We start from the raw sequence: 13,234 nt of genomic DNA on the forward strand, positions 1-13,234 counted from the left end.
GTGTGGGAGCAAGGCTTGCCCGCGATGAAAACGCCGCGGTCTCTTGAGGACCGCAGCGCCTGGATCGCGAGCAAGCTTTGCTCCCACACAGCCCGCTCCCACAGGGTTTGGGGGTTTCCACTAGACTGATCCAGGCACCGCAACACCCCGGTTACGCCCGCAACGGGCCGCTTAGGGATATCGACCATGCAATGGATCTTGACGCTGTTGGGCCTGGCACTCGGCTGGGTGGTGGACGAGTCGTTCGCCGATGCGCTGATAGGCGCCTTGGTGGGGCTTGGCATTGCCCAGGCGTTTCGATTGGGGCGCCTGGGTATCCAGGCGGCCAAGCAACAGATCTTGTTGCAAGAGGCCCAGCAGAGCTTGCTCACATTGGAAGCGCGCCTGGCAGTGCTCGAACGGGGCACCGTTGCCACACCGAGTGAGCCTGCGCCAGCACCGGAGGTTGTCGTGCCCCAGGCTGCGAAGCCCGAGACGCGCACAGAGCCTGAGCTCATCTGGGAATTGCCGCCCGACCTCGAACCCGTTCCAGCGATGGCCACCCAGGCCAGCCAGCCGTTGCCCGATGACGTTTGGAAGCCCGCGCCAACCACGTCCAGTCGGCGTGCCGATCGCGACTTCGCGCCGCTGCCCCTGGAACCGCTGCCCCAGGAGCCGATGGCTTCGAAACCCACGGCCCCCCGCGGTCCGAATCTGTTCGACCGCGCCGTGATTGGCGCGCGCAACTGGCTGTTCGGCGGCAACACGGTGCTGCGGGTCGGCGTGGTGCTGTTGTTCCTCGGCCTGGCGTTTTTGCTGCGCTACGCCACCGAAGGCATGGTGGTGCCGATCGAGTTGCGTTACGCCGGCGTCGCGGCCAGCGCGTTGGGCCTGCTAGGCCTGGGCTGGTGGTTGCGCCAGCGCAACAGCAGCTATGCGCTGATGCTCCAGGGCACTGGTATCGCGGTGCTGTACCTGACGGTGTTCGCGGCCATGCGTCTGCATCCGTTGCTCGATTCCAAGGCGGCCCTGGGCTTGCTGGTCGCGGTGACGGTGTTCTCGGCCATCCTGGCGATTACCCAGAACGCCCTTGGCCTGGCCGCGGCTGCGGCGCTGGGCGGGTTTGCCGCGCCGATCCTGACCTCCACCGGCAGTGGCAACCACGTCGCCCTGTTCAGCTATTTCATCCTGCTCAACGCCGGTATCCTCGCGATTGCCTGGTTCAAGGCCTGGCGCCTGCTCAACCTGATCGGCTTTGTCGGCACCTTCGGCATCGGTTTCGCCTGGGGCCTGCGTTCCTACACACCGGAACTGCTCTGGAGCACCGAACCGTTCCTGATCCTGTTCTTCCTTATCTACCTGGCGATTGGCTTGCTGTTCACCCGGCGTAAATTGCTGGAAATGAGTGATGCTCCCGAAAACGCCAGCCGCGATGCGCTGTTGCACTGGTCGGCGCGCAAGGGCGATTACGTGGACGGCACCATGCTGTTCGGCCCGCCGCTGGTGGGCTTCGGCTTGCAGTTCGCGTTGGTGCAGCATTTCGAGTTCGCCGCTGCGTTCAGCGCCCTGGCTCTGGGCATGATCTACATGGGCCTGGCGCGGGTATTGATGGGCGGTCGCGCCTTGCTGCTGGCGGAAACCTGCCTGGCCCTGGGGGTGATTTTTGCCAGCCTGGCGATCCCTCTGGGGCTCGATGCCCGTTGGACCGCAGCGGCCTGGGCCGTGGAAGGCGCGGGGATTTTCTGGCTGGGCCTGCGCCAGCAGCGCCCATTCGCCCGGGCTTTTGCCTTGTTGCTGCAATTGGGCTCGGCGGTGGCGTTCGTCAGCCAATTGCGTATCGGCGACGCCAGCCTGCTCGATGGTTCAGCGCTGGGCGCGTTGATGCTCGGCGGCGCCTTGTTGTTCACCTTCTATCAACTGCTCAAGGCTGAGCCTGAGCACAGCGCCCAATGGGAGCGGCAAGGCTTGCCGGTGCTGGCTGTGCTGGGGTTGAGTTTCCTCTATCTGCTGGCACCGCTGTTCTTCTTCACCCACGGCACCGCCATTGCCTGGGCCCTGGCCGGGTTGGCAACGCTGTTTGTTGGCTTGCGCCTGCAGTCGCGCAGCTTCCTGTTCAGCGCATTTGGGGTGCAATTGCTTGGCGGCGCGCTGTTCCTGCTGCGCTTGCAAGGCGCCGAAGTGGATTCGACGGCGGTGTTCAGCGCGGGCTGGAGCGGTTTGCTCAGCGCCTCGCTGATCGGCCTGGCGTTGATTGGCGGCATGTTGCTGGCGGCGCGTGACGACATGGTGCGCAACGATGTCCGCTTGCTGCGCGGCTTGTCGGTGGTGTTGCTGGCGGGGTTGGTGCTGATCAATCTTGCGGTGCTGTTCGTCCTGCCGTGGCAAACGGCGAGCGGTGTGTGGGCGGCCAGCGGCCTGTTGATCATCTGGCTGAGCCTGTACCTGAAGCAACGCGTGAGCTTTGTCTTCGGCCTGCTGCTGCAACTGATTGGCGGTGCGGCGTTCCTGACGGCGGGGCCGGCGCTGCTGGGGCCGCTCAATGCCGAGGATCTGCGACCGCTGGCCCATAGCGGCTTCTGGACGCCGCTGGTGCTGGGGCTGGCAGCGCTGGTGGGCGCATGGCGCCTGCAACGAGCGCACGCGGCCCAGGAACTCGAGGCCTTGAGCTTGCAGCGCCTGTCCGAGCTGCTGCTGGTCTGGGGCGCCGGTTGGTGGGCGCTGGCGTGGGTCAGCGAAGTATTGCGCTTTGCCCCGGCGAACCTGCAAGGCAGTTGGCTGCTGCTGGTTGCGGCGATCAGCGTGGCGGTGTGGACAGTCTTGGCGCAGCGCTTGAAATGGCCGGCACTGGGGCTGCTGTGCACTTTGTTGATTCCGGCGGCGGGCTGCGTGCTGGTGGCAACAGGGCACAGCCACTATCACCCGGCCGCGAATTTCGGCTGGCTGGCCTGGCTGGCGGTATTTGCCGTGCATTTCCTTTCTCTCAAGCGCCTGGCGCCGATGCTGCCGGCCACGGCGCGCAGTACGGCCCACGTGCTCGGTTGCTGGGTGCTGATGGCGGTGTTGATGCTGGAGTTGCGTTACGGCCTGCTGTTGCTGTCCGAGCAGTACAACGCCTGGCGCTGGCTGGCCTGGGCGATCCTGCCAGGCCTTTACCTGGTGCTGATGGCCACGCCGCGTACCTTGCCGTGGCCAGTAGCGGCCCAACCGCGCGAATACCGCGTCTACGCGGCGGCGCCGATGGCGTTGTTGATGCTCGGTTGGTTCTGGCTGACCAACACCTTCAGCGATGGCAACTCAGAGCCGCTGCCTTATGTGCCGTTGCTCAATCCCTTGGAGCTGGGCCTGCTGTTCGCCTTGTTCGGTATCTATGTGTGGGCGCGCAACGCCGTGGAGCAATCGACGAACCGTTGGAGTCGCGTCGGGCACATCGCCCAGTTGATCGCCGGTGTGTCGCTGTTCGCGTTCTTCACCGCCCTGGTGATGCGCACTGCCCACCAGTGGATGGGGGTGCCCTACGAGCTGGACGCGCTGCTCGAATCGATGTTCGTACAGGCCGGGTTGTCCATTGTCTGGACCCTGATCGCCCTGAGCCTGATGATCGGTGGGCATTTGCGCCATCGCCGTGAAGTGTGGCTGATCGGCGCGGCGTTGATCGCGGTGGTCGTGGCCAAGCTGTTCTTTGTCGAATTGAGTAACCGTGGCGGTCTGGCGCGGATTGTTTCGTTTATCGGCGTAGGCGTGTTGCTGCTGGTAGTGGGCTATTTTGCGCCGCTGCCGCCCAAGCGCCCGGAGACGGTCGCGCAGGATGAGCCGCCTATGCCTGTCAGTGAGGGAGTGTCGTCTTGAGTCGCAAGTTGAGTCGGATCGGGCTGGGCGTGGTGGGGTTATGGGCGGCATTGTCGGCCGTGGCCCAGGAGCAACCGGCGGATTTCGCCCATCAGGTGCCCTTGGCCTTGAGCGGCGAGGGGCCGTGGTATCGCCTTCCGTTGCCGCTGGACGTGCAGTTGCAGGCGCGGCAGACCGACCTGAGCGATCTGCGGGTCTTCAACGCGGCCGGCCAGGCCCAGGCCTACGCCTTGGTGCGTGAGTCGGCTTCGAGCCGGGAAAGCCGCAGCCTCACCGACGTGAAGTGGTTCCCGCTGTACAACGCCGCCGATGACAACGAGCGCGCGCCCAGTGTGCGGGTGCAATCGAACGCCAACGGCACTTTGGTGGAAGTCCAGCCCTCCAGCCGGCTCGAAGCGGGGGAGGAGGAGCTGCGTGGCTGGTTGTTGGATGCCAGCGCGATCAAGGCGCCGTTGCAGCAGTTGGTGCTCGACTGGACCAGCGAGCGCGACGGTTTCCAGCGGTTCACCATCGAAGCCAGTGACGACTTGCAACATTGGCAGTCGTGGGGCGAAGGTCAGGTGGCGCGCTTGACCTTTGCCGATGAGCGAGTCGAGCAGCATGAAGTGAGCTTGCCGGGGCAATCGGCGCGTTACCTGCGATTGTTGTGGGATTCGCCATCCTCCGCGCCGGTATTGACCTCGGCCCAGCTGCACAGCGCCAGCCGCGAAAGCCTGCCGTTGCCGTTGGCCTGGTCGCAGCCGTTGGCCGGCAGTACCGTGAAGGCTGGCGAATACACCTGGCAGTTGCCCATGGGGCTGAACATCGAGCAGGTGCAGGTCGAGTTGAGCCAGGCCAACAGCCTGGCGCCGGTGACCCTGGCCGGTCGCCGTGAAAGCAGCCATCCGTGGCAGCCGCTGGGCAGCGGCTTGCTCTATCGCCTGACCCAGAACGGCCAGGATGTGCTGCAAAATCAATTGCAGCTGTCCGGCCAGACCGTGCAGCAATTGAAATTGACCGTGGACGAGCGTGGCGGCGGCCTGGGCAGCGAAGCCCCGGCCCTGCGCTTTGCCGTGCGTCCGACCCAGGTGGTGTTCCTGGCGCGCGGCGAAGGGCCCTACAGCCTGGCCCTGGGCAGCGCGACAGTGAAAGCGGCCAGCTTGCCCTTGACCACGCTGGTGCCCGATTACAAACCGTCGCGCCTGGCAACGTTGGGTACGGCGACCGTGAACGGCGCGGCCACGTCGACCCCGGCAGTGACCCCGGCAACCGTGCCGGCGACGGTCGAGACCAACTGGAAGAAAATCGGCTTGTGGGCGGTGCTGCTGCTCAGCGTGCTGTTCCTCGCGGCGATGGCGTTCAGCCTGTTGCGCAAGCCACCGGTCAAGAACTGAGGTGTGCTCATCGCGAGCAAGCTCGCTCCCACAGTTGACCGAGTTGTTCCGACGAGCGCGGTCTATTGTGGGAGCGAGCTCGCTCGCGATGGCGTCCTCTCAACCAACAGAATTACCCAAGCGAGCCCCACCCCGTGAACTCAATCCTCCATTCCCCGTCTCATAGGAGGAATTAAGTCCCGACTCGCGCTAAACTGCGCTGGTTTTTCCGCCCCCTATTCTTCGGAGCCGTCCATGTCCCGCGTTACCTTGAGTCGCTATTTGATTGAGCAGACCCGCAGCAACAACACCCCTGCCGATCTGCGCTTTTTGATCGAAGTGGTGGCGCGTGCGTGCAAGGAAATCAGCCACGCCGTCTCCAAAGGCGCGCTGGGTGGTGTCCTGGGCAGCATGGGCACCGAAAACGTGCAGGGCGAAGTGCAGAAGAAGCTCGACGTGCTGTCCAACGAAATCCTGCTCGAAGCCAACGAATGGGGCGGTCACCTGGCCGGCATGGCGTCCGAGGAAATGGACAATGCCTACCAGATCCCGGGCAAATACCCCAAGGGTGCCTACCTGCTGGTGTTCGACCCACTGGACGGTTCGTCGAACATCGACATCAACGCACCGGTTGGCACCATCTTCTCGGTACTGCGTTGCCCGAACGAATACCTGAGCCAGAACGAAGCCTTGAATGAAAAGGCCTTCCTGCAGCCAGGCACCGAGCAGGTCGCCGCCGGTTATGCCATCTACGGCCCCCAGACCATGCTGGTGCTGACCCTGGGCGACGGCGTCAAGGGCTTTACCCTGGACCGCGAGATGGGCAGCTTCGTACTGACCCACGAAGACATCACCATTCCTGAAACCACCCAGGAATTCGCCATCAACATGTCCAACCAGCGTCACTGGGAAGCCCCGGTAAAACGCTACGTCGAAGAATTGCTGGCGGGCGAAGAAGGCCCGCTGAAGAAGAACTACAACATGCGCTGGGTCGCCGCGATGGTGGCGGACGTGCACCGTATCCTGACCCGTGGCGGTCTGTTCATGTACCCGCGCGACAGCCGTGAGCCGTCCAAGCCGGGCAAGCTGCGCCTGATGTACGAAGCCAACCCGATGTCGTTCCTGGTGGAGCAGGCGGGCGGTGCTTCCACCGACGGCCACCAGCGTATCCTCGACATCCAGCCCGACGGCCTGCACCAGCGCGTAGCGGTGTTCCTCGGCTCGAAGGAAGAAGTGGCGCGCGTGACGGCTTACCACAAGGAGTAAATCATGGCCGAGCCCTGGCAGCCGTTGCTCGATTGGTGGTTTGGTTCAGCCAAGACGCCGGACGAAATATCCGCTGACAAGGGCAAGCTGTGGTTTGGCAAAGGCCATGATCGCCAAGCGCAGGAGCGCTTCGGCGATCAGGTCGAGCTGGCACTGGCCGGCGGATTGACCGACTGGGCGCAACGCCCGGAAGGTTGGCTGGCCCTGGTGCTGCTACTGGACCAACTCCCGCGAATGATCTTTCGCGACACCCCCAAGGCCTTCTCCGGTGACCTGCGTGCCCAAGCGCTGGTGGCCCAGGGCATGGCGGCGGGTTTCGACCGGCAACTCACACCGATCCAGCGCGTATTCATCTACCTGGTGCTCGAACACTGCGAAAACCTCGCGGTGCAGAACGAGGCCGTGTCGCGGTTTATCGACCTGGTGCGAGAACAGCCTGAGGCGCAGCGGGCGGTGTTTGAGGACAACCTGGATTATGCCGAACGGCATCAGAAGATCATTGCCCGTTTTGGACGCTTTCCCCATCGCAATGCGGTGTTGGGGCGCGAGTCCACGGCTGAGGAAGTGGAGTTCTTGAACAGGCCTGGGTCCAGGTTCTGATTTTTCTGCGAGGCTGATGCCGTCTTCGCGAGCAGGCTCGCTCCCACACTGGATTTTCGTTGAGCGCAAAATGTGCGTTCGCTGAAGTTCTAATGTGGGAGCGAGCCTGCTCGCGAAGGGGCCCGCCAAAGCACTAGATCCGGAAACTCCCCACCAACTGCTTCAACCGCGCCGCCTGCTGTTCAAGGTCGGCACAGGCCCGCAAGGTGGCTTGCAGGTTTTCCACGCCTTCCTGGTTCAGGGTGTTGATCTCGGTGATGTCGACGTTGATCGACTCCACCACGGCGGTCTGTTCTTCGGTGGCGGTGGCCACGGACTGGTTCATGCCGTCGATTTCACCAATACGCTGGGTCACGCTGCCCAGGCGTTCGCCGGCCTGGTTGGCGATGCCGACGCTGCTTTCGCTCTGGCGCTGGCTGTCGGTCATGGTCAGTACCGCTTCCCGGGCGCCAACTTGCAGTTCTTCGATCATCTTCTGCACTTGCTGCGCCGAATCCTGGGTGCGGTGGGCCAGGTTGCGCACTTCATCGGCCACCACCGCGAAGCCGCGCCCGGCTTCACCGGCGCGGGCCGCTTCGATGGCGGCGTTGAGGGCGAGCAGGTTGGTCTGCTGGGAAATGCTGGTGATCACCTCGAGAATCTGACCGATGTTCACCGTGTTGCTGTTCAGGGTTTCGATGTTGCCGCACGAATCGCTGATCTTGGCCGACAACTGCTGCATGGCCGCGATGGTTTTATCCACCACTTGTTGGCCATCTTCAGCCAGGCTGCGCGCATCGCTGGAATGTTGCGAGGCGAGGGCGGCGTTCTGGGCGATTTCCTGGGCTGCGGCGCCGAGCTGGTTGATGGCCGCGGCCACGCTGCTGGTGCGCGAAGCCTGCTGGTCGGAGTTGAACATCGACGAGTTGGACGCACTGACCACGCGCAGGGCAACTTCGTTGACCTGGCCGGTGGCCGAGGCCACCTCGCGGATCGAGGTATGGATGCGCTCGACAAAGCGGTTGAACGAAGTCCCCAGCGCGCCGAATTCGTCGTGGCCGTGGATGACCAGGCGCCGGGTCAGGTCGCCCTCGCCTTCGGCGATGTCGTGCATGGCGCGGCCCATGGTCAGCAGCGGTTGCATCAGCACGCGGATCAACATGCCGAGCAGGGCGATGATGAACACCACCGCGATGACCATGGCGATCAGCGCCGACGTACGGAACTCACTGAGCATCGCCAACGCGGTGTCCTTGTCGAGCACCAGCGCTACGTACCAGTCGGCTCCCGGCACGCCGTTGACGTGGGTGAAGGAGATGAATTGGGTCTTGCCGTCGAGGTCGACTTCTTTCACGCCCGGGCTGATTTGAGGCGCGCCGTTGGGGTAGGCCTCGGCCAGGGTCTTGAGCACGCGCTTGCTGTCAGGGTGGATCAGGATCTTGCCGTCGGCGCTGACGATGAACGCGTGGCCGTGGCCGCCGAAGTTCAGCGAGTTGATGATGGCGCTGACGCTGGACAGGTCGATGTCCGCACCGGCCACGCCGATCATCTGGTTCTGGCGCTGCACCGGGGTGGCGACGGTGATCACCAGCTTGCCCGACGAGGCGGCGATGTAGGGTTCGGTGACGATGGTTTGCTGTGCGCTGTTGGCGGCCTTGTACCAGCCACGGGCGCGCGGGTCGTAATCGGCAGCGCGATTGCCGGCCGGTACCGAGAACATCACGCCGTCGGTGCCACCAAAATAACTGAGCTGGAAATTGCTGGTGTAGGCCGGCAGGCCCACGGCGCGCTTGAGGCTGTCGGCACTGCTGCCGTCCACGGCAATTTGCTGGGCCAGCGATTGCAGCAACTGGATACGACCGTCGACCCACGTCTGGATGTTGCGGCTGGTCAGGCTGCCGAGTTCCTGCATGGAGGTTTCGGTGCTGGCGTGCAAGCTCTGGCGTTGACGATAGTCGTTGAACAGGATGAAACAGGCGAATGCAACGGCCACCACAAGGGCGGCAGCCAATAGGATTTTATGGCTGAATTTCATGTTTCTGGTCATTAATAACACTACCGCGGAGGGACGGGTCAGGACGGGCTGTCAATTTGCCATAACGCATGAGTTTGCGCTGTTTCTTTTTATCGGCGTGCCAGACCGTCCCATCACCCGGTTGCGGTTCAATCCGACGAAATGCACGACGCCGTCACAAAGTGGCTGTTTCACCGATGAAACACCTGCCCAGGCCCAATAAATACCGGGGGCGTCGGGGAACCAGATAGGGGTTTTCTCTTCTAAGCTTCTGGTTGGCACCTGCCACCCCCCTTCCGTTCCAGGAGTTACACCATGTCGCTGCGATCTATCGCCTTGTTGTTTGTGTGCGTCGTATTGACTGCATGCAGCAAGGTCAACCAGGAAAACTACTCGAAACTGTCGGCTGGCATGCCCAAGTCCGAAGTCGAAACGTTACTGGGGAAACCGACCGATTGTTCAGGCGCGCTCGGCATGTCCAGCTGCACCTGGGGCGACCAGAAAAGCTTTATCAGCGTGCAGTACGCCGGTGACAAAGTGTTGATGTTTTCCGGCCAAGGCCTGAAGTAAACCGAGGCCAGAGGCCTGCGGGAGAAAAATAATGATGCGGTTAGTTTTTGTGCTTTTGGCTGGCCTGATTTTGGCTGGCTGTGCCACTTCTGGCGAAGATCCGCTGGCACCCAAGACGGTCAACAGCGTCAATCTCAAGCGCTACCAAGGGACCTGGTATGAGTTGGCCCGCCTGCCCATGTATTTCCAGCGCAATTGCGCGCAATCGGAAGCTCACTACACCCTCAAGCCAGACGGCAACGTGGGCGTGCTCAATCGCTGCCTGACCTCGGACTGGCAGTGGGAAGAAGCCAGGGGCACCGCCTCGCCGCAGGTGCCGGGCAAGACCGACAAGCTGTGGGTCGAGTTCGACAACTGGTTTTCGCGGATCGTGCCGGGTGTGGCGAAAGGGCAATACTGGGTGTTGTACGTCAGCGATGACTACAAGACCGCCATCGTCGGCGACCCAAGCCGTCGCTACATGTGGTTGCTGTCCCGTACACCGACCGTCAATAGCGTCGTGCGCGAGGAGCTGCTGAGCAAGGCACGCCAGCAGGGCTACGACACCACGCGCCTGATCTGGCGCGCGTCGGATCGGCAGATGGCCAAGACCTCGGACTAACTGCCTCCCGAAAGCCAATGTGGGAGCGAGCTTGCTCGCGATAGCGGACTTTCAATCAACATCTATGTTGAAGGTAAAGGCCTCATCGCGAGCAAGCTCGCTCCCACATTTGGTTTCTGCCACATTGATTTTTTGGGATCAGCCCAGCAGCTCGCGCAGTACCTGGGTAAACGCCCGGGCGCTTTGCTCTTCGCCGGCATGACGCCCATCGCGCACCACCCACCGACCGCCGACCATCACATCGCGCACCTGGCGATCGCCACCGGCAAACAGCCAGCGATTGAGGATCCCGTCGCCCTGGGCCGTGGCCAGGTACGGGTCGCTGCCATCGAGCACCAGCCAGTCGGCGCGCTTGCCGATTTCGAGGGCGCCGATCGGTTGCCCCAGGGCCTGGGCTCCGCCTTCCAGCGCGGCATCGAACAAGGTGCGGCCGACCATCGGCTGATCCGCTCGATACAAGCGGTTGCGCCGTTGATCCCGCAGGCGCTGGCCATATTCCAGCCAGCGCAATTCTTCGACCACACTCAGCGATACATGGCTGTCGGAGCCGATTCCCAGGCGCCCGCCCTGGGCGAGGAAATCCACGGCCGGGAAAATCCCGTCCCCCAGGTTGGCTTCGGTGGTCAGGCACAGGCCGGCAATTGCCCGGCTCTTGGCCATGAGGCTGACTTCCTGGGCGTTGGCGTGGGTGGCGTGGACCAGGCACCAGCGCTGGTCGACCTCGGTGTTTTCGTACAGCCATTGCAGCGGACGGACGCCGCTCCAGCTCAGGCAATCGTCGACCTCCTTTTGCTGCTCGGCAATGTGAATGTGCACCGGGCACTCACGGTCACTGGCGGCCAGCACTTCCTGGATCTGCCCGGGTGTCACGGCACGCAGCGAGTGGAAGCACAGCCCCAGCGCCTGGGACGACTGCCCGGCCAGGATCGGTTGCAAGCGTGACTGAAGCTTCAAGTAGTTTTCGGTGCTGTTGATGAACCGGCGTTGCCCGTCGTTGGGCGCCTGGCCACCAAAACCGGAATGGCTGTAGAGCACCGGCAGCAGCGTCAAGCCGATGCCGGCGGCACTGGCGGCGTGGCTGATGCGCAGGGCCAGCTCCGCCGGGTCGGCGTAGGGCGAGCCATCGGTGTCGTGATGCACATAGTGGAATTCGGCGACCGAGGTGTAGCCAGCCTTGAGCATTTCGATGTACAGCTGGCGGGCAATGATGCCGAGTTGGTCGGGACTGATTTTTCCGACGAGGCGGTACATCAAGTCGCGCCAGGTCCAGAAACTGTCGTTGGGATTGCCTGCCACTTCCGCCAGCCCGGCCATGGCCCGTTGGAAGGCATGGGAATGCAGGTTCGGCATGCCCGGCAACAGCGGACCGCCCAGCCGTTCGGCGCCGTCTGCGTGGGAGTCGGCCTGGATATGGGTCAGGACGCCTTCGGCATCGACCTCAAGACGTACATCACGGGCCCATCCACTAGGCAGCAGCGCGCGTTCGGCAAAGAAGGCGGACATGGTTCAACCTCATCGTGCGTAATTTGTATATACATATACAGACGTTTGCCTGGCCGGTAAACTCCGGCAAGCTAGCAACCTTATCCGCAGAACAGGGAACCGCCGTGCCGACTCCGCCTGCCAAACTGCCGCTGGCCGCAAACATGGGTGACAGTCCGGCACCCCTGTACGCCCGCGTCAAACAGATGATCACCCAGCAGATCGACAGTGGAAACTGGCCGCCGCATTACCGCGTGCCGTCGGAAAGCGAACTGGTCAGCCAACTGGGCTTCAGTCGCATGACCATCAACCGTGCGCTGCGGGAAATGACCGCCGACGGCCTGTTGGTGCGCATGCAAGGTGTCGGCACCTTCGTGGCCGAGCCCAAGAGCCAGTCCGCGTTGTTCGAAGTGCATAACATCGCCGACGAAATCGCCTCCCGTGGTCATCGCCACACTTGCAAGGTCATCACCCTGGAAGAAGAGGCGGCCGGTTCCGAGCGGGCCCTGGCCCTGGACATGCGCGAAGGCCAGAAGGTGTTCCATTCGCTGATCGTGCATTTCGAGAACGACATCCCCGTGCAAATCGAGGACCGTTTTGTCAACGCACTGGTGGCGCCGGATTACCTCAAGCAGGACTTCACCGTGCAAACGCCCTACGCCTATTTGAACCAGGTCGCGCCGTTGACCGAGGGCGAGCATGTGGTCGAGGCGATCCTGGCCGAGGCGAACGAATGCAAGCTGCTGCAGATCGAAAGGGGCGAGCCGTGCCTGTTGATCCGCCGCCGCACCTGGTCCGGGCGCCAGCCGGTGACCGCCGCCCGTTTGATTCATCCGGGCTCCCGTCACAGCCTGGAAGGGCGCTTTCATAAATGAGCCATTTGAAGGTTTTACGCGCGGCAGACTACCCACGCATGCCGTGGAAAAACGGTGGCGGCAGCACCGAAGAAATCACCCGCGATGCCGGCACCGGCCTGGAAGGTTTCGGTTGGCGCCTGTCGATTGCCGACATTGGTGAGTCGGGCGGCTTCTCCACTTTTGCCGGTTACGAGCGGGTCATCAGTGTTTTGCAGGGCGACGGCATGACGCTGAACGTCGATGGCCAGGCCACGCGGCCTCTGCATCCGCTGGACCCTTTCGCGTTCAGCGGCGAGAGCCATGTGTATTGCACGCTGCTGGGCGGACCGATTCGCGACTTCAACCTGATCTACGCGCCGCAACGTTACCGCGCGCGCTTGCAGTGGTTGGGCGGTCAGCAGCGGTTTTTCAGCGAGGCGCAAACGGTGCTGGTGTTCAGTGCCGCCCCGGGACTGGCTATCAAGATCGGTGAGTCCGCCGTGGACTTGGGCCTCTACGACTGTTTGCAACTGAGCGGTAACGCCGGGTTGGTGGATGTCTCCACTCACGGTCAATGCTGCGTGATTGAGCTGACGGCCCGCTAAAGAAGTCCTGCGACAGCGCTTTTGTGGCGAGGGAGCTTGCTCCCGCTGGGGCGCGCAGCGGCCCTGTTTTTTGGGTCTGCTGCGCAGCCCAGCGGGAGCAAGCT

The 13,234-nt window shown here is 63.0% G+C and carries 10 protein-coding genes; 8 read left to right on the plus strand and 2 right to left on the minus strand.

Annotation, left to right across the window (positions count from 1 at the left end; genetic code table 11):
* Positions 1–186 precede the first annotated feature (186 nt).
* From LQ215_RS28015 to LQ215_RS28030, 4 genes are all read left to right on the plus strand, one after another.
* On the plus strand, positions 187–3,825 hold the full coding sequence (locus tag LQ215_RS28015; protein WP_230153513.1) for a DUF2339 domain-containing protein: 3,639 nt from the start codon (positions 187–189) through the stop codon (positions 3,823–3,825).
* Entirely contained in the window at positions 3,822–5,198 is a 1,377-nt protein-coding gene (locus LQ215_RS28020) for a DUF3999 domain-containing protein (protein WP_230153514.1), read from the plus strand. Before LQ215_RS28015 ends, LQ215_RS28020 begins: the two co-directional genes overlap by 4 nt.
* 234 nt (positions 5,199–5,432) lie before the next feature.
* On the plus strand, positions 5,433–6,443 hold the full coding sequence (locus tag LQ215_RS28025; protein ID WP_230153515.1) for a class 1 fructose-bisphosphatase: 1,011 nt from the start codon (positions 5,433–5,435) through the stop codon (positions 6,441–6,443).
* A 3-nt stretch (positions 6,444–6,446) separates the two neighbouring features.
* Positions 6,447–7,043 (plus strand): DUF924 family protein, encoded by a 597-nt coding sequence (locus LQ215_RS28030; protein WP_230153516.1) that lies wholly within the window; start codon positions 6,447–6,449, stop codon positions 7,041–7,043.
* 133 nt (positions 7,044–7,176) lie between these two features.
* Here the strand turns inward: LQ215_RS28030 and LQ215_RS28035 are convergent, their stop codons facing one another.
* Positions 7,177–9,069: a methyl-accepting chemotaxis protein gene (locus LQ215_RS28035; protein ID WP_230153517.1), complete on the minus strand. Its 1,893-nt coding sequence runs from the start codon at positions 9,067–9,069 to the stop codon at positions 7,177–7,179.
* A 282-nt stretch (positions 9,070–9,351) separates the two neighbouring features.
* Between LQ215_RS28035 and LQ215_RS28040 the strand changes: the two genes are divergently transcribed.
* Positions 9,352–9,606 carry a hypothetical protein gene (locus tag LQ215_RS28040; RefSeq protein WP_003196877.1) on the plus strand — a complete coding sequence of 85 codons (255 nt, stop codon included), beginning with the start codon at positions 9,352–9,354 and terminating at the stop codon, positions 9,604–9,606.
* A gap of 31 nt (positions 9,607–9,637) precedes the next feature.
* On the plus strand, positions 9,638–10,207 hold the full coding sequence (locus LQ215_RS28045; RefSeq protein ID WP_024618629.1) for a lipocalin family protein: 570 nt from the start codon (positions 9,638–9,640) through the stop codon (positions 10,205–10,207).
* Positions 10,208–10,345: 138 nt separating this feature from the next.
* Here LQ215_RS28045 and LQ215_RS28050 read toward each other — a convergent pair whose 3' ends face one another.
* Positions 10,346–11,710: a formimidoylglutamate deiminase gene (locus LQ215_RS28050; RefSeq protein WP_230153518.1), complete on the minus strand. Its 1,365-nt coding sequence runs from the start codon at positions 11,708–11,710 to the stop codon at positions 10,346–10,348.
* Positions 11,711–11,853: 143 nt separating this feature from the next.
* Between LQ215_RS28050 and hutC the strand changes: the two genes are divergently transcribed.
* Positions 11,854–12,564, plus strand: a complete 711-nt coding sequence (hutC, locus tag LQ215_RS28055) for a histidine utilization repressor (RefSeq protein ID WP_230153520.1) — start codon at positions 11,854–11,856, stop codon at positions 12,562–12,564.
* Entirely contained in the window at positions 12,561–13,130 is a 570-nt protein-coding gene (locus LQ215_RS28060) for a HutD/Ves family protein (protein ID WP_230153519.1), read from the plus strand. Before hutC ends, LQ215_RS28060 begins: the two co-directional genes overlap by 4 nt.
* The last annotated feature ends 104 nt before the right edge of the window (positions 13,131–13,234 follow it).

It is taken from the genome of Pseudomonas brassicacearum, assembly GCF_918698105.1.
In the GTDB taxonomy this organism is placed as follows: domain Bacteria; phylum Pseudomonadota; class Gammaproteobacteria; order Pseudomonadales; family Pseudomonadaceae; genus Aquipseudomonas; species Aquipseudomonas brassicacearum_F.

What these genes read in the sequence shown, in the direction of transcription:
- LQ215_RS28035 (WP_230153517.1), bottom strand. Translation starts at nt 9,069, where the DNA reads ATGACCAGAAACATGAAATTCAGCCATAAAATCCTATTGGCTGCCGCC.
- LQ215_RS28050 (WP_230153518.1), bottom strand. Translation starts at nt 11,710, where the DNA reads ATGTCCGCCTTCTTTGCCGAACGCGCGCTGCTGCCTAGTGGATGGGCC.
- LQ215_RS28025 (WP_230153515.1), top strand. Translation starts at nt 5,433, where the DNA reads ATGTCCCGCGTTACCTTGAGTCGCTATTTGATTGAGCAGACCCGCAGC.
- LQ215_RS28030 (WP_230153516.1), top strand. Translation starts at nt 6,447, where the DNA reads ATGGCCGAGCCCTGGCAGCCGTTGCTCGATTGGTGGTTTGGTTCAGCC.
- LQ215_RS28015 (WP_230153513.1), top strand. Translation starts at nt 187, where the DNA reads ATGCAATGGATCTTGACGCTGTTGGGCCTGGCACTCGGCTGGGTGGTG.
- hutC (WP_230153520.1), top strand. Translation starts at nt 11,854, where the DNA reads ATGGGTGACAGTCCGGCACCCCTGTACGCCCGCGTCAAACAGATGATC.
- LQ215_RS28040 (WP_003196877.1), top strand. Translation starts at nt 9,352, where the DNA reads ATGTCGCTGCGATCTATCGCCTTGTTGTTTGTGTGCGTCGTATTGACT.
- LQ215_RS28045 (WP_024618629.1), top strand. Translation starts at nt 9,638, where the DNA reads ATGATGCGGTTAGTTTTTGTGCTTTTGGCTGGCCTGATTTTGGCTGGC.
- LQ215_RS28060 (WP_230153519.1), top strand. Translation starts at nt 12,561, where the DNA reads ATGAGCCATTTGAAGGTTTTACGCGCGGCAGACTACCCACGCATGCCG.